The following is a 21,360-nucleotide window of genomic DNA, read 5'->3' as shown; positions in this document are numbered from 1 at the left end:
CCACCGTCCCCACCGTCCCCACGCGACCCAGGACGCCCCGATGAAGGACTCCGTGCCCATCGAACGACCCGTCATGTCCGCGTACTCCGTGCCCGCGGACGCCCCGGAGGCGGACGGCACCCTCGCCTGGGAAGCCACGACGATCGTGATCGTCGAGGTCACTGCGGGTGACGCGACGGGAACGGGGTGGACCTACGCCCCCGCCGCCGTCGCGTCCCTGGTTGATGAGCAGCTCGCGCCGGCCGTGACCGGGCTCGACGCCGTCGACATTCCCGCCGCGCACGACGCGATGGCCAAGGCGGTCCGCAACACCGGCCGCCCCGGCGCCGCCTCGTGCGCGCTCTCCGCGGTCGACATCGCCCTGTGGGACCTCAAGGCACGCCTCCTCGAACTCCCCCTCGTACGTCTCCTGGGCGCGGCCCGCGACAAGGTTCCCGTCTACGGGAGCGGCGGCTTCACGACGTACCACGACACGCATCTGGCGGCCCAGCTGACCGGCTGGGTGCACGGTCAGCACATCCCGCGCGTCAAGATCAAGGTCGGCGAGAGCTGGGGGCGGGCGGCGGCCCGCGATGTGGCGCGGGTGCGCACCGCGCGTGAAGTCATCGGCCCGCAGGCCGAGTTGTACGTCGACGCGAGCGGCGGCTACACCCGCAAGCAGGCGGTGCGCGTCGGCCGCGTGCTCGCCGAGCACGGGGTGGGCCTGTTCGAGGAGCCGGTGCCGGCGGACGATCTGCGCGGGCTGGCCCTGGTACGGGACGCGCTCCCCTGTGATGTGGCGGCCGGTGAATACGGCTGCCACCTCCCGTACTTCGCGCGGATGCTCCCCTCCGTCGACTGCCTCCAGGTGGACGCGACCCGCTGCGGGGGACTCACCGAGTGGCTGCGCGTCGCGGCCCTCGCGCAGGGCCACGGCCTGGAGGTCTCGGCCCACGGAGCCCCGCACGCACATGCCGCGGTGGCCGCCTGCGTACCGAATCTGCGGCACATCGAGTGGTTCCACGACCATGTGCGGATCGAGTCGATGTTCTTCGACGGGGCCCTCGACCCGACGGGCGGCACCGTGCGCCCCGAGGGCGGCGTCGGGCACGGTCTCGAGCTGCGGCACGCGGAGGACGTGGAGGAATACCGGGTCGCGTGAGGGCGGGCCGCATGTCATCCGCCAAGTCGCCGGAAACGATCTCGCGTGCGGGCGGGGCCAACTAGGCTCGCCCGTATGGAGATCCTGGGAGCCACGCTGCGTATCTGCGTCGAGGACCTGGAGTCCTCGGTCGCCTTCTACGAACGTCTCGCGGGCGGCCCCGCGCAGCGTTTCGAGCGTGGGGGCGTCTCGGTCGCGGCGGTCGGCTGCTTTCTGTTGATGAGCGGCCCCGAGCGGGAGCTCGAGATCCTCCGCAAGGTCTCAGCGACGATCGCCGTCCAGGACGTCGACGAGGCGTACGCGGTCCTGAACGCGTCCGGCGCCCGTGTCATCGCGGGCCCCGTGCCGACCCCGGTGGGCCGCAACCTCATCGCGATGCACCCGGACGGCGCCGTCTTCGAGTACGTGGACCGGCGCGCCGCGACCTGAGCCGTATCCTCCACGGCAGGCAGGCCGAACGGAGGACGGTGCACGTGGCGGGGAGTACGGAACGGACGTCGTTGAGCGCCCAGGCGCGCGAGGCGGTCCGCCGGCGCATCGTGGACCGCCGCTGTCCGCTGGGTTCGCGTCTGGTGGAGCGTGAGGTCGCCGAGGAGCTGCGGATGTCCCGCGTGCCCGTGCGGGAGGCGCTGGGTCACGGTCAGCCACGTCTTCTGCCTGCCGTACCTGTCCGACTCCGAACTGGACAAGATGGCGGCCGACTTGGGCGAGCAGGACATCTCCCTGACGACGGTGGCGCCGAACGAGTCGCTCGTCCTGCCGATCGCGAAGCTGCGTGAGCACGGCGTGCGTGTCGGGCTCGGCTCGGACGGAGTGCGCGACGCGTGGAGCCCGTTCGGCAACGCCGGCATGCTGCACCGCACGCACATACTCGGCTGGGTCACCGACGTCCGCCTCGACGACGAACTGGCCGAGTGCTACAGGGTGGGCGCCCACGGCGGCGCAGACGTGGACATGCCGCAGCGGGACATGGTCGTGCACGGGGGCCGAGTGGTGGCCAGGAACGGCGAGTTGGCGTAGCGACGACCGCGGTTCCCTTCACAGTCACCGCCCGTGCCGGGCTGCCCAGGTCCCGGCACGGGCGGTCCTCATGTCCTCATGTCCTCATGTCCTCATGTCCTCAACCCGACGACATGTCCTCACTCCTCGAACGACGCCGCCGCCCGCATCCGGAAGTCGTACCGCTCCGGCAGCTCCTCGTCCGTCGCCGCGCGCCACAGCTCGCCGAGCACCTCGGCGCCCTCGCGCAGGTCGGCAGGCTCGAAGCCCTCGTCGAATATCGCCCGCGCCGCGGCCTTCTCGCCCTCGGCCAGGAGCAGTTGGATCTCGACGAGCCGGAAGCGGCCCTCCGCTCGGGTGACCGTGTGCAGGCGGTCCCATATGCCGCGCGCCGCACCGTGCCGTCCCGCCCTGAGCAGCACGGCGATCGCCTCCCGGCCGAGCGCGGCGCTGGCGGACGTCCACAGGACGCCGTCGTCGCGCCGCTCCTGGCACAGGTCGTCGAAGGCCTCCGCATACCGGTCGGCGGCCCTCTCGATGTGGCCCGACTCCTCGTCCGCGACGGCGAGGCAGCGCAGCAACGGCCAGCGGGACGGGGCGAGTTCGAGCCCGCGCTCCCAGCTGCGCACCGCCTGGGCCAGGTCACCGGCATGCCACTGTGCGACGCCCAGGTGATACTCGGCGACCGGCCGCGCGGGCGCCGTCTCCAGCATGTCCCGCCAGTGCGGGGCGACGAGGGTCGGTCCCGGCGGGGCGACACGGCGCGGCTCGGGGACGGCGCCGGAGTGCAACAGCTCGACCCACGGCGCCTGTTCGGGGCCGAGCGTGGCCTCGTCGAAGGGCGTGCCGGGCAACTTGCGGCCTGCGCGGAGCACTTCGAGCGCTCCCCAGCCGGAGCCGGTGGCGAGCACCTCGCCCGGTTCGGCGTCGGCGCAGGGCCGCCAGGCCGCGTACGCGGCGTCCACCGCGTCCCTCGGCAGGGCCTGGGCGAGCCGCTGTTCGGCCTCGCCTCGCGCGGCGCGCCAGTCGCCGCCGTGCACGACGTCGGGCGCGGCGGACAGCGGTCCGTACGACTCGAGCCACGCGAACTCGGCCTCGGCGTCCAGGCGTACGTGCTCCAGCTGCGTGCGCGCGAGACCGGCCTGAATCTCCGCGTATCCGCCGGTGCCCGGTTCGGTCAGCCACTCCTGCCAGCGCCGCCCGCCGGTGCCGGCACCCCAGACGAAGAGCTTGCGGCCGCGCTGCAGGTCGGTCGACGTCTGGACGAGCCCGTGCCCGTCGTCGTCGAGCGCGGCGATCCACCGCCGGGCCTCGTCCGGTACGTCGTAGAAGTAGTCGGCGGCGTACTCGCTGCGTGGCGGGTACGTCCGGTCCACCCCGTCGGTCTCCGGCACCGGCACCTTGCGAAGGCCGCCCGCGTACCCGAAGTGCCAGGCCTCGTCGGCCGGGGCGAGGACGCGGCGCTCCTGGGGCACCGCGATGTTGGACCACCAGTACACCGGCACCGGCTTCTCGTGCGGATTGCGGATCCGCACGCCGACATGCAGGAAGTCGGAGTTCTCGGGCAGCCACAGGTCCACCTGGAACGGCACGTCCCGCAGCCTCTCCCACTCCCAGAGCCGCAGCATCTCGCCGCCGTCGGGCGCGGTCACGCGGGCGGCGTGCAGGGGCGCGCAGGAGAGTGTCGTATGGCCGGTGGCGCCGATGTTCCATTCGATGCCGCCGGAGAACCAGGCGCCGTTGAGCGCGAAGTCGGCGGGCTGCAACACCGGGTTGCGGTAGAGGAGTTCACGGCCGGTCGGCTTGTGGAAGAGGGAGTGGACGCGGCCGCCGAGGCCCGGCAGGACGGTGGCGCGCAGCCGGTCGTTCTCGATGACGAGGGTGTCGAGCGTCGTCTCGGCGCGCTCACGCCCGTACCCGTCGAGCACCCGGGTCGGCAGGATGCCGCGCAGCGGCTCGTATCCCAGCTGCCGCGCCATGTCGCGCGGCAGCCCTTCTCTGCCCCGCTCATCCAGCGCGTGCACCCTGCGCAACGGCCGCAGGGGCGGCAGCGGGTTCTCGGGGCCCAGGGGGGCGGCGGGCAGCGTCAGCACGTCACGTCGCACGGTGGTCGTCATGATCACCATGGAACACGCTCGTGGCGGTCCCGACCAGGGGCTCCGCCGGTCAGAGTTGGGTAAAGGCAACGGGGCGCGATACCGCACCGTACTCAGCCCGCGCGGCGACTCATCTCCGTGGTCAACGCCCACCGTTCGTGATCGCGCCACGCCCCGTCGATGAAGAGGAAGTCCGGCGAGAATCCCTCGAGGCGGAAGCCGCTGCGGCGGGCGAGCGCGATGGACGCGGCGTTGCCGGGCTGGACGTTGATCTCCAGGCGGTGCAGTTCCAGTACGTCGAAGGCGTACCGCACGACGAGTCCCAGCCCCTCCCGCATCAGTCCGCGCCCCGCCGCGTGGGCGAAGGCGCCGTATCCGAGCGCCCCGCACCGGAAGCCGCCGTCGACGATGTTGTTGATGTTGACGAACCCGGCGACGGCGCCGCCCGCCGCCCGTTCGCAGAGCAGGAACCCGGCTTTGGCGGGGTCCTCGACGAGTGCCGTCGCGTACGCGGCGTAGGCCTCGCCGGTGGCGGGCGGGAACAGCCAGGGGCGGTGCAGCTCACGGCTCTCCCGCGCGCGCGTGGTGAATTCGGGGCCGTCGGCGTAGGTATAGGGGCGTATGCCTATGCGGGGGCCCTCGGCGAGATGGTTGGTGCGGTCGTCCATCCGGCCACGCTACTTCCGCCTCCGCATGAAGTACGCCCCGCAGAGCGCGCCGATCACGCCCATGCCGAGCAGCGCCATCCACAGCGGCAGGGTCACCTCGGGGATCAGGAGTCGGATCTTGGTGTTGCCGGTGTTCTCGAAGATGAAGACCAGGGCGAGGACGACGAGCGCTGCGACGGCCACCCTGCCGGGCGTCATGGCGTCACGGATGCCGCCACCCGAGCCGCTCTTCTTCGAGCCGCCCGTGGAGGTGCTGGGACTCATACGTGGACCCTTCCGTCGGAGCTTCGGTCACCCTCCCCTGGCGACCAGCATGGGCCGCCGGGGAGGGTTTGCGCGCGGTGGGTGCCGCTCCGGGGTGGGGGTGTGGGCCGTACGGGTGAGTCCGGGGTTCAGCGGACGACGGGGAGCTGGAGCACCCCGGTGTCCTCGGGCGCGCTGGTGACCGTCACCGGCTTGACGCCCCTGTTCCCGACGTACGCGTCGTCACTGGCCGCGACGGTGAACTGCAGCTTGTGGCCCGCTTCGTACCGGTGCACGATTCCCGGCAGCGAGAGGGTGAACGGCTTGGTCACGTCCGGGACGCGCACGGGGGCCACGAGCCGGTGCACCAGCGTCTTCTTGCCGTCGGGCGCGATGTCGTACAGCTTCGCGAAGAGGACCAGCTTGTCGGCGGCATCGCCGGAGTTCTGCACCTTCTCCGTCCGGGGCGAGACGACCTTGAGGGTCGCCTTCGGGGCGCCCACCACGTCCACCGGGGCGGTCAGCGGCTCGCTCGTCCAGTCGAGGCAGGTGCCCTTGGTGTCGCGCGGTGCGGGGTCGGGAAGGCCGATCATCCCGGCCAGGGAGCTCTCCGAGTGGCTCGTGGGGATCAGCCAGTTCCGGTACTCGCGGCTGCCGCGCGCGACCTTCGCGCGGTTGTCGACGAGCTTGCCGTCGCCGGAGAGATACAGCTTCTGGCTGAGCGCGGGCACCTTCGGCGCGGTGGCGTAGGAGCCGTTCGGTCCGCTGTCGCCCGGCACCCAGTCCCGGTGGTAGGCGAAGGCGGGCCCGGTGTCGACGCCCTTCTTCTGGTGGAGGTAGCGGTCGAACCACGACAGGATCCGCTTGCCGACGTAGCTGGTCTCCAAGTTGCCTTCGGAGAGGTTGAGTTCGCCGGACGCCGGGTCGGTGAGGCCGCCGCTGTGGCCCCAGGACTGCCAGATCATCTTGGCCGTGGTGCCCTGCGCCTTCAGTGTCTCGTACGTCGCCTGCGCCTCGTTGAGGTTGAAGAGGCTGTCGGCCTGGCCCTGGACGAGGAGGGTGGGCGCCTTGACCTGCGGCAGGTACGAGACGGGCGAGACACTGCGCGCGTACTCCTGGAGTGCTGCGGTCTTGTCCGCCGGATAGCGGCCCGAGTTGAGGGTGCGGATCGTCTCGCAGGCCTGCGTGGCGAAGTGCAGGCAGGTCAGGGAGTTGATCCGGGACGGGTCCAGGCTCGGCACGAGCAGCGGCTGGCCCTCGCCGATGAGGTAGAAGCCGTTCATCCACTGCCACTTGGCGGCGCCGGGGACCCGGCGGTTCGAGGCGTTGTTCGGGTCGAGCGAGTAGCTCAGGTCGTTCCAGGTGATCAGCGGTACGAGGGCGTCGACCCGGTGGTCGACGGCGGCCGTCGCCAGCTGGATCGCCCCGCCGTAGGAACCGCCGATCATGCCGACGCGGGGGTCGGCCTGCGCGTCCTTGGTGACGTAGTCGATCGTCGTGCCGTCGTCGGCGGCGCGCTTCCCGGCGAGGAAGTCGATGAGACCGGAGGCCGCCTTGCCGTCGATGTCCGGGTCGTCGAGGGAGATGAGGCAGCCGGACTTGCCGAAGCCGAGCCCGGAGTAGGCGAGCCCGACATAGCCGCGCTCGGCGAAGGCCTTGGCGGTGTCGGCGGTCCCGTCCGACTTGCTGCCGCCGAAGCCGTTGGTGGTGAGCACGGCGGGCGCGGGGTGCGCGGCGTCCACTCCGGCGGGGCGGTAGAGGTCCGCGTCGACGGTGCAGCTCCGGCCGCCCGCCTCGACCGTGAACTTCAGTGCGGTGACGGTGTATTGGCCGGTGACGCTCGCCGGGGCGGGGGCCGCGAAGGCGAGCGGTGCGGCGAGCGCGGCTCCCATGGCGAGGGCGAGCGGCGTGCGGGACCGGGAGACGGCACGACGGGGTGCGGTACGACGGGACACGAGACCTCCACGCTGAGGACAGCCGACTACTGACCGGTAAGTAGCCGGCCAGGGTCATGTTGTGACACGTGTCATGTCGGGGTCAACGCTCGTGACAGGAGTTTCTCGGCGGATCTTGACGAAAATTCAGTACGTGGATCTCGAAGGAGATCCGGTACGTCGCCGCCCCGGCGCCCGGCAGGCGGCCCTCACACCAGCGCGGGCACCTCGAGCGTCAACGTCCCCGCGTCCGCGTCCAGTTCACCCGGCACCCCGAACGGAACCGTCAACGCGCCCTCGCAGTGCCCGAATCCGAACTCCTCGACGATCGGCACCCCGAGCCCGCCGAGCCGGTCCAGCAGCAACGCCCGCACCGTGTCGTACGGATCGCAGTCCGCCCACGAGCCGAGCGCGACCCCGCTCACGCCCTGCAGCCAGCCCGCGCGCCCGAGTTGGGTGAGATACCGGTCGAGTCGGTACGTCTCCTCACCGGTGTCCTCCAGGAAGAGCAGCCCGCCCCGTGCCGACGAGCGCGCCCCGGGGGCGCCGACGTCCGCGGCGAGCAGGCAGAGGCAGCCGCCGAGCGTGACCCCGCGCGCGCGGCCCGGCACGAGCGCACGCCCGCCCGACGCGATCAGCTGGACCCGCTCCGGCTCGAAGAGCGTGGCCCTCAAGTGCTCCTGCGCACGGGCGTTCTTGAGGAAGTCCGCGGCCGCGACCATCGGGCCGTGCAGCGTCGCGAGGCCCGTCCGCGCCGCGAACGCCTCGTGCAGCGTGGTGATGTCGCTGTAGCCGACGAACACCTTGGGACCCGCCGCCCGCATCGCCGCCCAGTCCAGCAGCTCCACCATCCTGGCGACGCCGTAACCACCGCGAGCGCAGAGCACCGCGGAGACGGAGGGGTCGCACCACGCCTCCTGGAGGTCGCGGGCCCGGTCGGCGTCCGTGCCCGCGAGGTAGTCGAACCCGGGGTGGCGGTCCAGGACATGGGGGGCGACGACGGGTTCGAGGTCCCAGCCGCGCAGGATGTCGAGGCCCGCCTGGAGCCGGTCCTCCGGCACCGGTCCGCTGGGCGCGACGACAGCGACCCGCGCACCGGGCGTCAGACGTGCGGGGCGTATCAGAGGCTTCACTTGGACAGCTCCAGGGTGGGGACAGGTCCCGCCAGATTCAGGCCGAACACCTGGGCGTACAGGGAGAGTTCGGACTCCAGGGCCCGCACCATCGTGTCCGCGCGGCGGAACCCGTGCCCCTCGCCGTCGAAGGCGATGTACGCGTACGGCACGCCCCGCCCCTCCAGCTTTTCGATGAACCGCTCGGCCTGCGCGGGCGGGCAGATCACGTCGTCGAGCCCCTGGAGGAGCAGGAACGGCGCGGTGACCCGGTCGGCGTGGGTGACGGGCGAGCGCTCCGCGTACCGCCCCGGCACCTCCTCGAAGGACCCGACCATCGAGTCCATGTACCGGGACTCGAAGTCGTGGGTCCCCCCGTCGACCCACTGCATGAGGTCGAGAACGGGGTAGCTGATCGTGCCGCAGGCGTACACGTCCGTCGTGGTCAGCGACGCCGCCGTGGTCCAGCCGCCGGCGCTGCCGCCGCGGATCGCGAGACGGTCGCGGTGCGCGGTGCCCTCGTCGGCGAGGGCGAGCGCGACGGCCGCGCAGTCCTCGACGTCGACCACGCCCCACTGCTCGCGCAGCCTTTCGCGGTAGGCACGGCCGTAGCCCGCCGAGCCGCCGTAGTCGACCTCGGCGACGCCGATGCCGCGCGAGGTGAAGTAGGCGATCTCCAGGTCGAGCACGAGGGGCGAGCGGTCGGTGGGGCCGCCGTGCGCCCACACCACGTAGGGCGGCAGTTCGTCGTCGGGCGCGATGCGGGTGGGGTGGTGCGGCGGATAGACGTGCGCGTGGATCTCGCGTCCGGCCGGGCCGCTGAAGGTGCGGATGCGCGGCTCGGGGTAGTACGCGGTGTCCACCGGGTCGTCGTGGGCGGCGCCGATCACGCGGGCGCGCCCGGTGCTCGTGTCCAGCTCCACCACCTCGTACGCGCTGCGGGGGCTCGCCGCGACACCGACGACCCGGGTGCCGCTCACCGCGACGGTCGACGCGAACTCGGTCCAGGGGCCCGCCGCGTCGACGACCTCGCCGGTCTCCGGGTCGAGCACGCCGAGCGAGGTGGCGCCCTTGCCGTGCACGACGGCGATCAGGCCGCTGTCCAGCGGCGCGAACCAGCCGGAGCCGACCTTCCACAGGGGTCCCGCGAACTCCTCGTCGCGCGAGCACAGGGGCGTTCCCCGGCCCCCGTCGGCCGGGTCCTGGCGGTACAGGTTCCACCATCCGGTCTGGTCACTGGCGTAGAGCAGCCGCCCGTCGACGCCCCACTCCACCTGCGCGATCGACTCGCGGGGCCCACCGGCGACCGCCCTCGGCGCGCCGAACGTGCCGTCTTCACGGACGTCGGCGACCAGCAGTTCCGTGCCGTCCCACGGCATCCGGGGGTGGTCCCAGGCGATCCACGCGGCGCGGGCGCCGTCGGGCGAGAGCCGGGGCCCGGTGATGAACCGGTGCCGTTCGTCGGTGAGTTCACGCAGCGCGCCGCGGTCCTGTGCCGCCGAGCCGTCGAGCGGCACGGCGACGGCGACGCGGCGCACGTCGGTGGGCGCATCGCCGGTGAACTCCTCCATGACGCACCAGACTTCGCCCCGGTCCAGGTGCACGCGGGGGTCGACATAGCGCAGGCCGCAGCCGATGTCGGAGAGCGGGGTGAGCGGGCGCGGTCCGTCGCCGGGGCGTTCGGGTTCGTACGCGTACAGCCGCTGGTCCGGGAAGTTCGCGAACACGACCAACGGACCCGCAGCACACTCGGCCCCCGCCCAGGCGTGCCCGCCGTACTCCATGACCCGGCTGCGCACGTTCCACGGAGCGGGGAGCACCGATTCCTCCACCCCGTCCGGACGCCGCCGCACCAGCGCCCGCCTGCCGCCTTCCGCGGGCCGCGGCTCGGTCCACCACGCCTCGGCCCCGACGAACCCCACGTGGGCCGGAGAGCCGTCGTGGGCGGCTGCGAGTGCGGCGTCGATGGGCGACGGCCACGATCCGTACGCCTGGGTCTCTCTCATGTCCCTCTCTTCCCCCATGTCCCTTTGTTTCCTAGGCGGTTGGTCATTCCCTAGGCCGTTCTCAGATAGCGGTCGAGGACGCGGACGCCGAAGTGCAGGGCGTCGACCGGCACCCGCTCGTCCACGCCGTGGAAGAGGGCCTGGTAGTCGAAGCCCCTCGGGGTCTTCAGCGGCGAGAAGCCGTATCCCGTGATCCCAAGGCGCGAGAACTGCTTGGCGTCCGTGCCGCCGGACATGCAGTACGGCATCACATGCCCCTCGGGCGCGAACTCCTCCACGGCGGCTCGCATCTTCGCGAACGTCGACGAGTCGACCGGCGCCTGCAGCGCCACCTCTCGGTGGTGGAACTCCCAGTCGACGTCCGGGCCGGTGAGTCGGTCAAGGGTGGCGACGAACTCTTCCTCGCCACCGGGCAGACAACGCCCGTCGACATAGGCGACGGCCTCCCCCGGAATCACATTGACCTTGTAACCGGCCTGCAGCATCGTCGGGTTGGCGCTGCCCCGCACCGTCGGCTCGATGAGGCAGGCGGCCGGGCCGAGCTTCTCCAGGAGCGCGTCCACGTCGAATCCGGGCGCGTCCGGATCGGCCTCCACGCCGTAGAGCGCGGCCAGATCGAGCAGCGCCGCGCGGACCGTCGGCGTGAGCCGCACCGGCCAGCGGTACTCCCCGATGCGGGCGATCGTCTCCGCCAGCCTGGTCACCGCGTTGGCGTGGTTCACCTTCGAGCCGTGGCCCGCCTTGCCGCGGGCGGTGAGCTTGAGCCAGCCGGTGCCGCGCTCGCCCGCCGCGATGGGGTAGAGCTGGTTGCCCCGCCCGTCGTGGAAGGTGAAGGCGCCGGACTCGCTGATGCCTTCCGTGCACCCCTCGAAGAGGGAGGCGTGCCGGTCGGCGAGGAAGCCCGAGCCGTCCTCCGCGCTCGCCTCCTCGTCCGCGGTGAACGCGATGACGATGTCCCGCCGGGGCCGCACGCCCGCACGGGCCCAGCCGCGCACGACGGACAGGATCATCGCGTCCATGTTCTTCATGTCGATGGCGCCGCGGCCCCACACGACACCGTCGCGGATCTCCCCGGAGAACGGGTCCACGCTCCAGTCGGCGGCCTCGGCGGGCACGACGTCCAAGTGCCCGTGCACGAGCAGCGCGTCGGCCGACGGATCCGTGCCCTCGATGCGCGCGACGACGTTCGTACGCCCCGGCGAGCACTCCAGGAGCGTCGGTTCGAGCCCGGCCCCGCTCAGACACTCGGCGGCGTACTCGGCGGCGGGCCGCTCCCGGCAGTCGCCGCTGCCGCGGTTGGTGGTGTCTATGCGGATGAGATCGGACGTGAACCGCAAGACCTCCTCGAGAGCCAGGTCATCGACCTGCGCTCTCCCCCGCCTGCTCAGCCATACTGCTCCTCCACGGCGGCGGAGGCGATCGTCGTGACCGCCTTGAAGGTGCGGATGCCCTCGTACATGGTCTCGCTGGTGTACGCGACCTTCCGCTCGCCGCTGCGCCGCACGCCCGGCACGACGGTGGACGCCATCGCCAGATGCTCGGCGTCGAACTCGAGCTCGACGGTGAACGGCCCGCCCTGGACCGGCTGATGGCGCGTGGCGAGCACCGCCGCCTCCTTCGCCGCGGCCCGGATGTCGGCGGCGGTACGTGCCGGCGTCCGGCAGACCGCGGCGTACCGCGAAACATGGTCCTTGACGGCCACCTTCAGCGCACCGGGCGCGTAACCGAGCGCGTCCTCACAGGCCAGATCATCACCGGTGACGAGCACGACGGGCACGCCGTACTCGGCGACGACATGGGAGTTGAGCAGCCCTTCACTGGCGCGTACGTCGTTGACCCACACGCCGGTGATCGAGTTGGCGAGGTAGGTGTGCGCGAGCACACCCTCCATGCCGGCGCCCGCGTGATAGCCGATGAACGCGATGCCGTCGACGTCGTCGTGCTGGACCCCTTCGACCATGGAGAGCGACTTATGACGCCCGGTCAGCATCTGGGCCCGCTCGTCCAGCTGCTCCAGGAGCAGATTGCGCATGGTCCAGTGCGCCTCGTTGATGAGCACCTCGTCGGCACCACCGTCGAAGAAGCCGAGCACGGCGGCATTGACATCCGAGGTGAACATGGCCCGGCACCGCTCCCACTGCGGCGTACCGGGCAGCACATCGGCAGGCCAGGTCACTCCGGTGGCGCCCTCCATGTCGGCGCTGATGAGGATCTTCATGCCGCTTCACGTTACGCGTCGACGGCGGGGGCGACCATCCAGCGTGCCGGGCGAACTGACGCCGGTCGAGGAACTACGCGGGACCGTCGACAAGGTGCTCCCCTTCGGCGTCCTCGTCCACCTTGCGGACGGAGTCGTCGGGCTTGTCCCTTACAGAGAGGTCCACGGCCGGCCTGCGGCCGGTCCGCCGGAGGACTTCGAGGCCGGCGACGAGATCACCTTCGTCGTCACGGACATCGAGCGGCCACATCGGCGGGTGTTCCTGAACATTTCGGCGTGAGGTCGGGGGTGACGGCGGATGATCCCTGCGGTACGTCGTTGTCATGCGGTACGTAGCTCAGAGAACGACGCGGCGCCTTGACGGCAAGGTGGCCTTCGTCACCGGTGCGGCCGGGGGGCTCGGGCGCAGTCACGTTCAGCGGATGGCGGAGGAAGGCGCCGACTTGGTCATCGTGGACATCTGCCGGTCGGTCGACACCGTGCCCTATCCGCAGTCGACACCGGAGGAGCTGTCCGACGCGGTCGAGGAAGTGCGGGCCCTGGGCCGCCGTGTCGTGGCGCGAGAGACGGATGTGCGCGATCGAGCCGCCCTCCAAGAGGCGTACGACGCCGGGCTCGCCGAGTTCGGGCAGATCGACATCGTCGTCGCCAACGCCGGGATCGCACCGCTCCTTGTGGAGGACAGGGTGCAGGCGTGGCACGACGCCATCGACGTGAACCTCACCGGCACCTTTCACATCATCGAGGTGGCCATCCCGTCGATGGTCGCCGCCGAGCAGGGCGGCTCGATCGTGATCGTCAGCTCCACCGCCGGGCTTGTCGGCATCGGCGGGGCCAGCAACGGCGGCCTCGGCTACGCCGCCTCCAAGCACGGTGTGGTCGGGCTGATGCGTACGTACGCCAACAACCTCGCCCCGCACAACATCAGGGTGAACTCCGTGCACCCCACCGGCGTGGCAACCCGCATGGTCGCCGACCCCGCCATCGCCGAGTTCGTCGCCCAGGACCCGATTCTGTCCGAGACGGCGCCCAATGCCCTTCCGGTGGACACCGTCGAACCGGTCGACGTGTCCAACGCCGTCCTGTGGCTGGCCTCGGACGAGGCCCGCTACGTCACCGGCGTCACGCTGCCCGTCGACGCCGGGTTCATCAACCGTCGCTGAATACCTGAGCCAAAGGCGGAGCGCCATGACCGAGCCCTACGCGGACATGATTTTGGTGGGTGGGCACGTCAAGACCTCCTCGGGCTGGGCCCAGGCACTCGCCGTACGCACCGGTGTCATCGACATGGTCGGCAGCCGCGAGGACGTGCTGCGGCGGCGTGGACCGGACACGCGGGTGACGGACCTCGCCGGCGATACCGTTCTTCCCGGCCTGCACGACCTGCACGTCCACCCGATCTACGCCGGAATCCGTGAACGCCGCTGCAAGATCCCGCAGGGCTCGAGCCTGGCCGACACCCTCCGCATCGTGGCCGAGCACATATCCCGGGCCGCCCCCGGCGCGTGGGTCCTCGGCGGGCAATGGGACACCTCCGCGCTCGGCACCGCCCCGGAACGGACCATGCTCGATGCCGTCGCGCCCGGCAATCCGGTCCTCCTGGAGGACACCAGCGGACACAGCTCATGGGCGAACAGCGCGGCACTCGGGGTCGCCGGAATCGGCCCCGGCACACCTGACCCGCTCGGCGGCTACTTCGAGAGGGACGCCGCGGGCAATCCCAGCGGCATACAGCGCGAGACCGCCGCCGATCTGCTCGCCGCCTCGGCCCCCACCCCGGCCGACGAAGAGGTCGAGGCGGCTCTGGAATGGGCTCTCGGAGAGATGGTCTCGCACGGGATCACGTCGTTCACCGAAGCCGCGGTCGGGTTCACCGCCGGGCCGCGGGCTGAGCTGCGCGCCTACACCCGTCTCGCCGCGCGCGGAGCCGTCAGGCAGCGCGTGCGCCTCTGTCTCGTGTGGTCCCCCAACGACCCTGTGTGCGAAGAGGTGATCGCGACACGGAACCTCTACGCGAGCGGTCACATCACGCCCGACTGCGTGAAGATCTTCCTCGACGGAGTACCGACCGACAGCCACACGGCGGCCATGCTCGAACCGTACAAGGACACGGTGGAGGGACGAGACGACGAGGCCGGCCGGCACGGGCTGCTCGCGATCGCGCCGGCGGTCCTCGAGCGGGCGGTGACCCGCTTCGACCGGATGGGCATCACGGTCAAGTTCCACGCGGCCGGCGACGCGGCGGTCAGGGCGGCGCTGGACGCCGTCGAGGCCGCCCGCACCGCCAACGGGCACGGCCCCTGCATGCACAACGTAGGACACTGCACGTTCGTGGCGAAGACCGACATCGAGCGTGCGTCGCAGATCGGCGCGACGTTCGAAGTCTCTCCCTACCTGTGGCAGCCCTCCCCCATCTGCTCCGACATCGCGGCCGCCGTCGGCCCGGAAGCGGTCGAACGCGTATGGCCGGTGCGCGAGATGCTCGAGGCCCGCGCACTGGTCGTGGCGGGGTCGGACTGGTGCGTCGTGCCGTCGGTGAACCCGTGGTCCGCCATCGAAACGCTCGTCACCCGGCAGGAGCCGGGGGGCAGCTCCGACTCCTTCGGCGCGTCCCAAGCCATCACCCTGGAAGAAGCCTTCGACCTGTTCACCGTCAACTCCGCCCGCCAGGAAGGCATGGAGAATCGTGTCGGGCGCATCGAACCGGGCATGCTGGCCGACATCGTCGTCGTCGGCCAGAACCCCTTCGAAGTGCCGATCGCTCAAGTCCACGCCACCGAAGTCAAGATGACGTTCATTGAAGGTCAACTCGTCTTCGACGCAGGGGCGCGGAAGGAGTCCGTGTCCTAGGTGGTCCATGCCCGGCGTTCCGCGCCGCGCGGGTCACAGAGGGCGGCCCATCGCTCGCCGATCCGCATCGTCGTACGGCGTTCGGTGTCGTACGCGTCCCAGCCCGGGTCCCCAGTCCTGGCGAACCGCACCCACGCCGCACGGAGCCGTTCCGCCAGGCCGTCCGGAACCGGGGCCGAGCCCAACAAGCCCTGCGGGCCGCGCAGTTCTGGCAGATCCGTCCGCCCGAACAGGAACGGGACCTCCACCGCGTGCGCGGCACCGATCGCGCCTCGCCAGTCGAACTCGTAGTGGAAGGTGCGGCGCCCGGCGGTGGCGTACGCCTCCGCGAGCGCCCACGTCCCCCGGCCGAACAGCGCGTCGCCGAGCACGGCCGAGCGCAGTTCGGCATCCGGGGTGCCGGGTCCGGCGGCGGCCCGGTACGCGGCCAGGAGCCCGGCCGGGTCCGGGTGCGCCCGCGTGGCCGCGCCGTGCGCGTCCTCGCCGTCGGCGGCCGGATAGAGGTTGCCCTCCTGTGTCGTCGTCCCGAGGAGCAGGTCGACGGCGGCGGGCGGGGTCTGCGCGGGCTGCACCGGAAGGACCACGCTGAACGGGGTCAGCCCCATCAGCGGGTCGTCCGCATCCGGCGTACGCAGGTCGATCCCGGAGAGCCGGCCGACGACCTCGACAAGGCGGTCGTCCGGCACCGCCGCGAAGGCATCGGCATGCGCCTCGACCCCCAGCTCCCGCGCCGCCGCCCGCGTCACCCGGGCGGCCTGCCCCGGGGTGAAGGCGCCGAGCCCGCTGCCGCTCTGCACGATCGCCCGCCGCAGCAGCCCTCCGGCCTCGGGCGCGGCCGCCACGGCGGACACGATCGTGGCCCCGGCGGACTGGCCGAACAGGGTGACGGCCTCGGGGTCACCGCCGAAGGCCGCGACGTTCTCCCGTACCCAGCGCAGCGCGGCGATCACGTCGAGCAGTCCGCGGTTGCGGGGCGCGCCCGGCAGGTCGAGGAAACCCTGGACGCCGAGCCGGTAGTTGACCGTCACAAGGACCACGCCCTCGCGGGCGAGTGCGGTGCCGTCGTAGAGCGGCGCACTGGTCGATCCCGCGGTGAAGCCGCCGCCGTGGACGAAGACCATGACCGGCAGCTCGCGGGCATCGCCTGCTCCGTCTGCTCCGCCCGCTCCGTCCGCTCCGTCCGCTCCGTCTGCTCCGTCCGCTCCGTCCGCTCCGATGTGGGGCGTCCATACGTTCACCGTCAGGTAGTCCGCACCCCGGACCCAACCCGGCCCGAAATAGGGGAACATGTCGATGCCGCCGAGGCGGCGTGCGGCCTGCGGCGCGGTCGGCCCTAGGACAGTGGCGTCGCGGACCCCCGGCCAGGGCGCGTGCGGCTCGGGCGCGGCGAACCGGCCCGCGCCTCGGGGCGGGGCGGCGTACGGGATGCCGAGGAACACCCCGATGCCGCCCCGCGTCAGGCCCCGTACAGAGCCGAGCGCGGTCTCCACGGTGGGGTTCGGGGAGGTTGTCGTCGTCATCGCCGGTCAGCCCTCGTCGACCGGGGTGTGCGAGGTGTCCGGGGTGTGCGAGGTGTCCGGGGTGTACGGAGTAAAGGGGGCCCAGCCCTTGATGGCGAAGCCGCCGCCGTCCCGGGCGACTTCAGCCGCACCGTGGCCGCCGAAGTGCGCCGGGAACAGCAGCCCGTTGCGGTCGGCCGCCCAGCCGAGGACCCGCCACCGCGCTGTCCGTGACCGGCCGGGATCCTCGCAGAAGCAGCTGTTCGCGTCCGGTTCCAGGATCTGCACGGGACTGTGCAGCAGGTCGCCCACGAACGCGGCCCGGTCGGTGCCGGACGCGAGGGTGAGCACGGCGGAGCCAGGGGTGTGTCCCGCGGCGAGTTCAAGGCGCAGATGCGCGTCGATCCGGTAGCCGTCGCCCTCCCACAGCAGGGTCCTGCCCGCCTCGTGCACCGGGGTGACGCTGTCCTCGAAGACGTGGGCGTTGCCGTCGCCGAGGACGGAGGTGTGGCCGTTCGCCGGGTTCCAGAACTCGAAGTCGTTCCGGTGGATGAGGTAGCTGGCGTTCGGGAAGGTGGGCACCCAACTGCCCGCGTCGAGGCGGGTGTTCCAGCCCACGTGGTCCGCGTGCAGATGGGTGTTGACGACCAGGTCGACGTCCTCCGGCTCGACTCCGGCGCGGGCGAGATGGCCCAGGAAGTCGGTCTCCAGGTGATCCCAAGGGGTACCGGGGCGTGGCTTGTTGTTGCCACCCCCGGTGTCGACGAGGATGACCCGCCCTTCGCTGCGCAGCACCCATGTCTGCAGCGCGGCGTTGACGACGGGCGGCTCTCCCGCGACGAACTCCGGCCTCAGCCAATGCTCTTGCGCCTCCCACACGCCCTCACTGCTCTCGGGTACGAAAGCGCGTGGTGTGAACCCGATCGGTCCGTAGAACTCGCGGACCCGGGTCACGGTGACATCGCCCAACTCGATGGTGTCCATACCCTCAAGGCTGCGCGGGCCCCCGGAAGTCCGCCACACCCTCTCCTGCCTATCCCCGCCAGGGAGAGGCAACCGGCTTGTGGGCAACGGATACTGGACCGCATGGACGGACAGCGTGGACAGGGCGGACAGGGCGGACAGGGCCCCCTCGGCGCGTTCCTGCAGGCCCGCCGGTCCCGGCTGCGGCCCGAGGACATCGGCCTGGACACGTACGGGGAACGGCGTCGTGTCCCGGGCCTGCGCCGCGAGGAGCTCGCCATGCTCGCCGGGGTCAGCGCCTCGTACTACGCGCGCCTGGAGCAAGGCCACTCGCACAACGCGTCCCCGGAGGTGCTTGACGCGCTCGCCCACGCACTGCGTCTGGACGAGGCCGAGCGCCTGCATCTGCGCGACCTCGCGGGCGTCGCGGTCCGGCGCCGCCCGGCCCGTCGGCCGCCGCCGGAGCGGGTCGACGTACAGACCCGTACGCTCCTGGACTCGATGCCCGACGTGCCCGCCGTCGTCACCGGCCGACGCGCCGATGTCCTGGCCTGGAACCCGCTCGGCCACGCCCTGTTCGCCGGCCACCTGGACCCGTCGGCGCCGGAGCGGCCGGCCGGCCGCCCCAACATGGCCCGGCTCCTCTTCCTCGACGCGCACACGCGCGACCTCTACATCACCTGGGAGGCCAAGGCCCGAGCCGTCGTGGCCAATCTGCGCCATGCGGTGGGCCGTCATCCCGACGACGCATTACTGGCCTCCCTCATCGGCGAACTCAGCATGAACAGCGCGGAGTTCGCGACGATGTGGGCCGATCACCGGGTGCGGCCCTGCACCATCGCCGAGCATGAGATGCGGCATCCGCTGGTGGGCTCGCTGACCGTCACCCAGCAGGCACTCGGCATCTCGGACGACCAGGTCCTCGTCGTGGCGACCGCCCCCGCGGGATCGGAGGGCCGCACGGCCCTCCAACTCCTCGCGCAGGCGACGGCCGCCCCCACGACGGTCCCGGCAGTCACGGGGCCCTGAGCCCCCGGCCGATTCACCGGCTGCCGGACGCCCGGTCCCGGTCCGTGCACGGCGCGTCAGCCGCACCGTCCGCGACAGTGCGGCCCTGCCCCGTGGGTCCCGAACGCGGCACGTTCGTGCGCACCAACCACTTCCTGACGCCGGCACCCGCCGCCGAGGAGAAGTCGTGGCTCTACCAGCCCGATTCGGGCGAGCGCCACGACTTCGTCCGCGCACGTCTTTCGCGTACGGAACCCCCGGCCACCCTCGACGACCTCGCGGCCTGCCTGGTGACGGGGGACGGTGAGCCCCCGGTGACCTGCCTGGTGACGGGGGACGGTGAGCCCCCGGTGACCTGCCTGCCCGACCTCGACCAACCACTCGGCCGCCGCTGGGCGAGCCTGGCGGCCGTCACCCTCGAACCGGCGACACGCACCGCGCGGATCCTCGACGGCACCCCCGCCGACATCGGCTCGCGGGACTGGCGCACCCTCACCGCCGGCTGACGCTGCCGCTGAGGGCGCGGCCCGCCTCGATGCCGCTGCGGGCCGCGCGGAAGGCCCCGGTCGCGACCACCGCCCAGACCGCGATGGCGGGCCAGAGCAGCACCTTCCCGCAGGTCCAGAGCGCCGGGATGTCCGCTGCCGTGGACGTGGAGAGGGACGCGACGGCCGTCATCCCGAGCGGGAAGACGGTGGCCCAGCGGCGTACGTCGTAGCGGAGGCGCGGGCGCAGCAGTTCGCAGCCGACCAGGACGGCGTACCAGGCGAGCGCGAGGCCGAGCGTGACGAGGGTGACGGTCCGCAGGACGTCGTGCGCCCCGGTCGCCCAGTGCAACGGCCCATGCGGGACGGATGCGGCGACCAGCTTCGATCCGGCGAGCGCGGAGATGGCCATGGCGCCGGCGATGATCCAGTGGTCGCCCTGGCCGGTGGCGAGTTGGCGGAAGTCGAAGCGCCACAGCACGACGGCGTACAGGAGCAGGCCGACGGCGAAGAAGGCGAGGGCGGGCCACATCAGCCACGCCTGCCGGTCGGCGGTCGCCACCGTCGCGGCGAGCACGACGATGGACTGGGTGGCCACGCACACCAGATACGCGGCGCCCGGCAGTCTGCTCTGCCAGTGCCGGATGACGTGGGACATCAGCAACGGCCAGAGCAGTACGCAGACGCAGAGCAGCGCCACCGACACCGGCTGCCTGCCGAGGAGGGAGATCCGGGTGCCGAGGACCGCCGTCGCGGCGATGGCGGTCAGCGCGGGCGATGTGTCGATCTCGTGCCGCCAGCGGTCCCGTTCGGCCAGCAGATGGCGGCCGAAGACGGAGGCCAGGGCCAGCCAGACCACGACGGCCACGAAGAGCAGCACGCGCGACGCCCATTCGGCGCCGAGGAGATGCAGCCCGACGGAGAGCACGGCGGTGGCCATGACCGCGGCCCCCGTGGCGGGCGGCAGATCGTCGAGCCACTGCGCCCAGCGGGGGCCACGGCTGCTGGCTGCGTCGCTCGGCATGCGCGGCTCCATCGGCGTACGAGTCCCCGCCCGCGATCACAAGCCCCCGCCCGCGATCCTGACACGGCCCGAGGACTCCGGCATGTCGGCCTCCGACGCCGCGAGCCGAAGCGCGTCGAGGACGAGCGCCAGGTGCGGCTGGCGGGCGTCTCCGGTCCTGTTGAGCACGGAGACCGTACGGGTCACCGGCCGGGCGAGGGGGTGCAGGCTGATGCCGGTGGTGTCGGCGGGCAGCGCCATGCGGGGCACGAGGGCCACGCCCGCCGCCGCACCGACCAGGGCGGTGAGCACGGAGAAGTCGCTCGCCAGGGCCGTGGCCCGGGGGACGAAACCGGCGGCGCCGCAGGCTCGTTGAGTGAGTTCGTGGCAGGAGGTCTCGGGTCCTGGCAGCAGCCAGTTCTCGTCGGCGACACGGGCGAGGTCCGCCTTCCGGCCCGGCTCGAGGCGGAGCCGGGCGGCGGTTTCCGGGTGCAGGGCGAGCAGCACCGGGTCGTCGAGGAGGCGGTGCTGCTCGCAGCCGGGAGGAAGGACGCGCGGGAGCAGGCTGTAGGCGTGGACGACGGCCAGGTCCGCCTCGCGCCGGCGCAGGGCGTCGACGGCGGGGCCCGGTTCGTGCTCGGCGATGCGCAGCTCGGGGGAGGCGGCCTCGTGATCCCCGGTGAGCGTGCGCCACACCCTCGGGAGCAGGGCCCGCGCCGCGGAGGGGAAGACGGCGACGCGGACCACACCGCGGTGGCCCGCGCGCAGCGCCCGCAGATCGGCCTCGGCGGCGGAAAGACCGCCGAGGATGACTTCGGCGTGCTCCACCAGGAGGCGGCCCGCCGCGGTGAGGCGCAGGGTGCGGCCCTGCTTCTCCAGGAGCGGGAGGCCCGCCTCCTTCTCCAGGGTGGCCAGTTGCTGGGAGACGGCGGGGCCGCTGAGGTGCAGGGCCTCGGCGGTGGCGGTCACCGTGCCGTACAGCGACAGATCGCGCAGCAGACGAAGGCGACGTACATCAAACAAGAAGCTCACCTTCCTGATAGGAGAAGAAAGAGTAAATAGACCTTTTCAATGCTAGGCGGAACCCTGGAGACCGTGAACACCAGCGCGCACCGCCTGCCGGTCTCCCCTCGCC

19 protein-coding genes and 2 pseudogenes are annotated in these 21,360 nt (G+C 71.9%); 9 read left to right on the top strand and 12 right to left on the bottom strand.

The annotated features are described in order from the left end of the window. The first annotated feature begins 52 nt into the window (after window positions 1-52). From E2651_RS25260 to E2651_RS25245, 4 genes and pseudogenes are all read left to right on the top strand, one after another. Window positions 53-1,141: an enolase C-terminal domain-like protein gene (locus E2651_RS25260; protein ID WP_209446232.1), complete on the top strand. Its 1,089-nt coding sequence runs from the start codon at window positions 53-55 to the stop codon at window positions 1,139-1,141. Between the two features lie 75 nt (window positions 1,142-1,216). Further along, a complete protein-coding gene (locus E2651_RS25255; protein WP_135333505.1) occupies window positions 1,217-1,570 on the top strand; it encodes a VOC family protein in 354 nt (117 codons plus the stop codon). A 38-nt stretch (window positions 1,571-1,608) separates the two neighbouring features. After that, a pseudogene (locus E2651_RS25250) lies at window positions 1,609-1,773 on the top strand (GntR family transcriptional regulator); the annotation flags it as partial. Beyond that, window positions 1,763-2,161 (top strand): annotated as a pseudogene (locus E2651_RS25245) (cytosine deaminase); the annotation flags it as partial. The pseudogenes E2651_RS25250 and E2651_RS25245, both read left to right, overlap by 11 nt. Window positions 2,162-2,280: 119 nt before the next feature. Here E2651_RS25245 and E2651_RS25240 read toward each other — a convergent pair. From E2651_RS25240 to E2651_RS25205, 8 genes are all read right to left on the bottom strand, one after another. Next, a complete protein-coding gene (locus tag E2651_RS25240; protein WP_135333504.1) occupies window positions 2,281-4,257 on the bottom strand; it encodes a DUF5107 domain-containing protein in 1,977 nt (658 codons plus the stop codon). Window positions 4,258-4,349: 92 nt separating this feature from the next. Then, window positions 4,350-4,904 carry a GNAT family protein gene (locus tag E2651_RS25235; protein WP_135333503.1) on the bottom strand — a complete coding sequence of 185 codons (555 nt, stop codon included), beginning with the start codon at window positions 4,902-4,904 and terminating at the stop codon, window positions 4,350-4,352. 9 nt (window positions 4,905-4,913) lie between these two features. Continuing rightward, a complete protein-coding gene (locus E2651_RS25230; protein WP_135333502.1) occupies window positions 4,914-5,168 on the bottom strand; it encodes a LapA family protein in 255 nt (84 codons plus the stop codon). 128 nt (window positions 5,169-5,296) lie between these two features. Beyond that, complete coding sequence (locus tag E2651_RS25225) at window positions 5,297-7,039, bottom strand: CocE/NonD family hydrolase (RefSeq protein ID WP_135333507.1); 1,743 nt, start codon at window positions 7,037-7,039, stop codon at window positions 5,297-5,299. Window positions 7,040-7,290: 251 nt separating this feature from the next. Continuing rightward, window positions 7,291-8,214: an LD-carboxypeptidase gene (locus tag E2651_RS25220; RefSeq protein WP_135333501.1), complete on the bottom strand. Its 924-nt coding sequence runs from the start codon at window positions 8,212-8,214 to the stop codon at window positions 7,291-7,293. After that, window positions 8,211-10,199, bottom strand: a complete 1,989-nt coding sequence (locus E2651_RS25215; RefSeq protein WP_245239196.1) for a prolyl oligopeptidase family serine peptidase — start codon at window positions 10,197-10,199, stop codon at window positions 8,211-8,213. Before E2651_RS25215 ends, E2651_RS25220 begins: the two co-directional genes overlap by 4 nt. 50 nt (window positions 10,200-10,249) lie before the next feature. After that, window positions 10,250-11,587 (bottom strand): M20/M25/M40 family metallo-hydrolase, encoded by a 1,338-nt coding sequence (locus E2651_RS25210; RefSeq protein WP_135333499.1) that lies wholly within the window; start codon window positions 11,585-11,587, stop codon window positions 10,250-10,252. Further along, window positions 11,584-12,417 (bottom strand): M55 family metallopeptidase, encoded by an 834-nt coding sequence (locus tag E2651_RS25205; RefSeq protein ID WP_135333498.1) that lies wholly within the window; start codon window positions 12,415-12,417, stop codon window positions 11,584-11,586. The genes E2651_RS25210 and E2651_RS25205 overlap by 4 nt, the downstream gene beginning before the upstream one ends. A gap of 43 nt (window positions 12,418-12,460) precedes the next feature. Here E2651_RS25205 and E2651_RS45475 point away from each other — a divergent pair, with 43 nt between their 5' ends. The 3 genes from E2651_RS45475 to E2651_RS25190 are packed head-to-tail and all read left to right on the top strand — an operon-like array spanning window position 12,461 to window position 15,267. Then, on the top strand, window positions 12,461-12,697 hold the full coding sequence (locus tag E2651_RS45475) for a S1 RNA-binding domain-containing protein (RefSeq protein ID WP_245239194.1): 237 nt from the start codon (window positions 12,461-12,463) through the stop codon (window positions 12,695-12,697). 43 nt (window positions 12,698-12,740) lie between these two features. Then, on the top strand, window positions 12,741-13,580 hold the full coding sequence (locus tag E2651_RS25195) for a mycofactocin-coupled SDR family oxidoreductase (protein WP_135333496.1): 840 nt from the start codon (window positions 12,741-12,743) through the stop codon (window positions 13,578-13,580). 25 nt (window positions 13,581-13,605) lie between these two features. Then, a complete protein-coding gene (locus tag E2651_RS25190; protein ID WP_135333495.1) occupies window positions 13,606-15,267 on the top strand; it encodes an amidohydrolase in 1,662 nt (553 codons plus the stop codon). Here the strand turns inward: E2651_RS25190 and E2651_RS25185 are convergent. Both E2651_RS25185 and E2651_RS25180 read right to left on the bottom strand, forming a co-directional pair. Next, window positions 15,264-16,787: a carboxylesterase family protein gene (locus E2651_RS25185; protein ID WP_135333494.1), complete on the bottom strand. Its 1,524-nt coding sequence runs from the start codon at window positions 16,785-16,787 to the stop codon at window positions 15,264-15,266. The genes E2651_RS25190 and E2651_RS25185 overlap by 4 nt on opposite strands. Before the next feature lie 6 nt (window positions 16,788-16,793). Beyond that, on the bottom strand, window positions 16,794-17,750 hold the full coding sequence (locus E2651_RS25180; protein ID WP_135333493.1) for an MBL fold metallo-hydrolase: 957 nt from the start codon (window positions 17,748-17,750) through the stop codon (window positions 16,794-16,796). A gap of 102 nt (window positions 17,751-17,852) precedes the next feature. Here E2651_RS25180 and E2651_RS25175 point away from each other — a divergent pair, with 102 nt between their 5' ends. Together E2651_RS25175 and E2651_RS25170 are read left to right on the top strand one after the other, a co-directional pair. Beyond that, a complete protein-coding gene (locus E2651_RS25175) occupies window positions 17,853-18,758 on the top strand; it encodes a helix-turn-helix transcriptional regulator (RefSeq protein WP_135333492.1) in 906 nt (301 codons plus the stop codon). A gap of 92 nt (window positions 18,759-18,850) precedes the next feature. Continuing rightward, window positions 18,851-19,243, top strand: coding sequence for a hypothetical protein (locus tag E2651_RS25170; protein ID WP_135333491.1), 393 nt, complete (start codon window positions 18,851-18,853; stop codon window positions 19,241-19,243). Here the strand turns inward: E2651_RS25170 and E2651_RS25165 are convergent. Both E2651_RS25165 and E2651_RS25160 read right to left on the bottom strand, forming a co-directional pair. After that, window positions 19,230-20,246, bottom strand: coding sequence for a tellurite resistance/C4-dicarboxylate transporter family protein (locus tag E2651_RS25165; RefSeq protein ID WP_135333490.1), 1,017 nt, complete (start codon window positions 20,244-20,246; stop codon window positions 19,230-19,232). The two genes, E2651_RS25170 and E2651_RS25165, sit on opposite strands and share 14 nt — an antisense overlap. A 36-nt stretch (window positions 20,247-20,282) precedes the next feature. Beyond that, window positions 20,283-21,248, bottom strand: coding sequence for a LysR substrate-binding domain-containing protein (locus tag E2651_RS25160; RefSeq protein ID WP_135333489.1), 966 nt, complete (start codon window positions 21,246-21,248; stop codon window positions 20,283-20,285). Between the last annotated feature and the right edge of the window lie 112 nt (window positions 21,249-21,360).

Origin of the sequence: Streptomyces sp. MZ04 (genome assembly GCF_004684775.1) — a bacterium.
In the GTDB taxonomy this organism is placed as follows: domain Bacteria; phylum Actinomycetota; class Actinomycetes; order Streptomycetales; family Streptomycetaceae; genus Streptomyces.
Note: the sequence above shows the minus strand (reverse complement) of the source record. Positions and strands in the feature narration are given on the sequence as shown.

Coding starts and splice junctions, on each gene's coding strand:
- E2651_RS25255 (WP_135333505.1), top strand. CDS start 1,217: ATGGAGATCCTGGGAGCCACGCTGCGTATCTGCGTCGAGGACCTGGAG.
- E2651_RS25240 (WP_135333504.1), bottom strand. CDS start 4,257: ATGACGACCACCGTGCGACGTGACGTGCTGACGCTGCCCGCCGCCCCC.
- E2651_RS25235 (WP_135333503.1), bottom strand. CDS start 4,904: ATGGACGACCGCACCAACCATCTCGCCGAGGGCCCCCGCATAGGCATA.
- E2651_RS25230 (WP_135333502.1), bottom strand. CDS start 5,168: ATGAGTCCCAGCACCTCCACGGGCGGCTCGAAGAAGAGCGGCTCGGGT.
- E2651_RS25225 (WP_135333507.1), bottom strand. CDS start 7,039: ATGGGAGCCGCGCTCGCCGCACCGCTCGCCTTCGCGGCCCCCGCCCCG.
- E2651_RS25215 (WP_245239196.1), bottom strand. CDS start 10,199: ATGAGAGAGACCCAGGCGTACGGATCGTGGCCGTCGCCCATCGACGCC.
- E2651_RS25205 (WP_135333498.1), bottom strand. CDS start 12,417: ATGAAGATCCTCATCAGCGCCGACATGGAGGGCGCCACCGGAGTGACC.
- E2651_RS25195 (WP_135333496.1), top strand. CDS start 12,741: ATGCGGTACGTAGCTCAGAGAACGACGCGGCGCCTTGACGGCAAGGTG.
- E2651_RS25190 (WP_135333495.1), top strand. CDS start 13,606: ATGACCGAGCCCTACGCGGACATGATTTTGGTGGGTGGGCACGTCAAG.
- E2651_RS25185 (WP_135333494.1), bottom strand. CDS start 16,787: ATGACGACGACAACCTCCCCGAACCCCACCGTGGAGACCGCGCTCGGC.
- E2651_RS25180 (WP_135333493.1), bottom strand. CDS start 17,750: ATGGACACCATCGAGTTGGGCGATGTCACCGTGACCCGGGTCCGCGAG.
- E2651_RS25175 (WP_135333492.1), top strand. CDS start 17,853: ATGGACGGACAGCGTGGACAGGGCGGACAGGGCGGACAGGGCCCCCTC.
- E2651_RS25165 (WP_135333490.1), bottom strand. CDS start 20,246: ATGCCGAGCGACGCAGCCAGCAGCCGTGGCCCCCGCTGGGCGCAGTGG.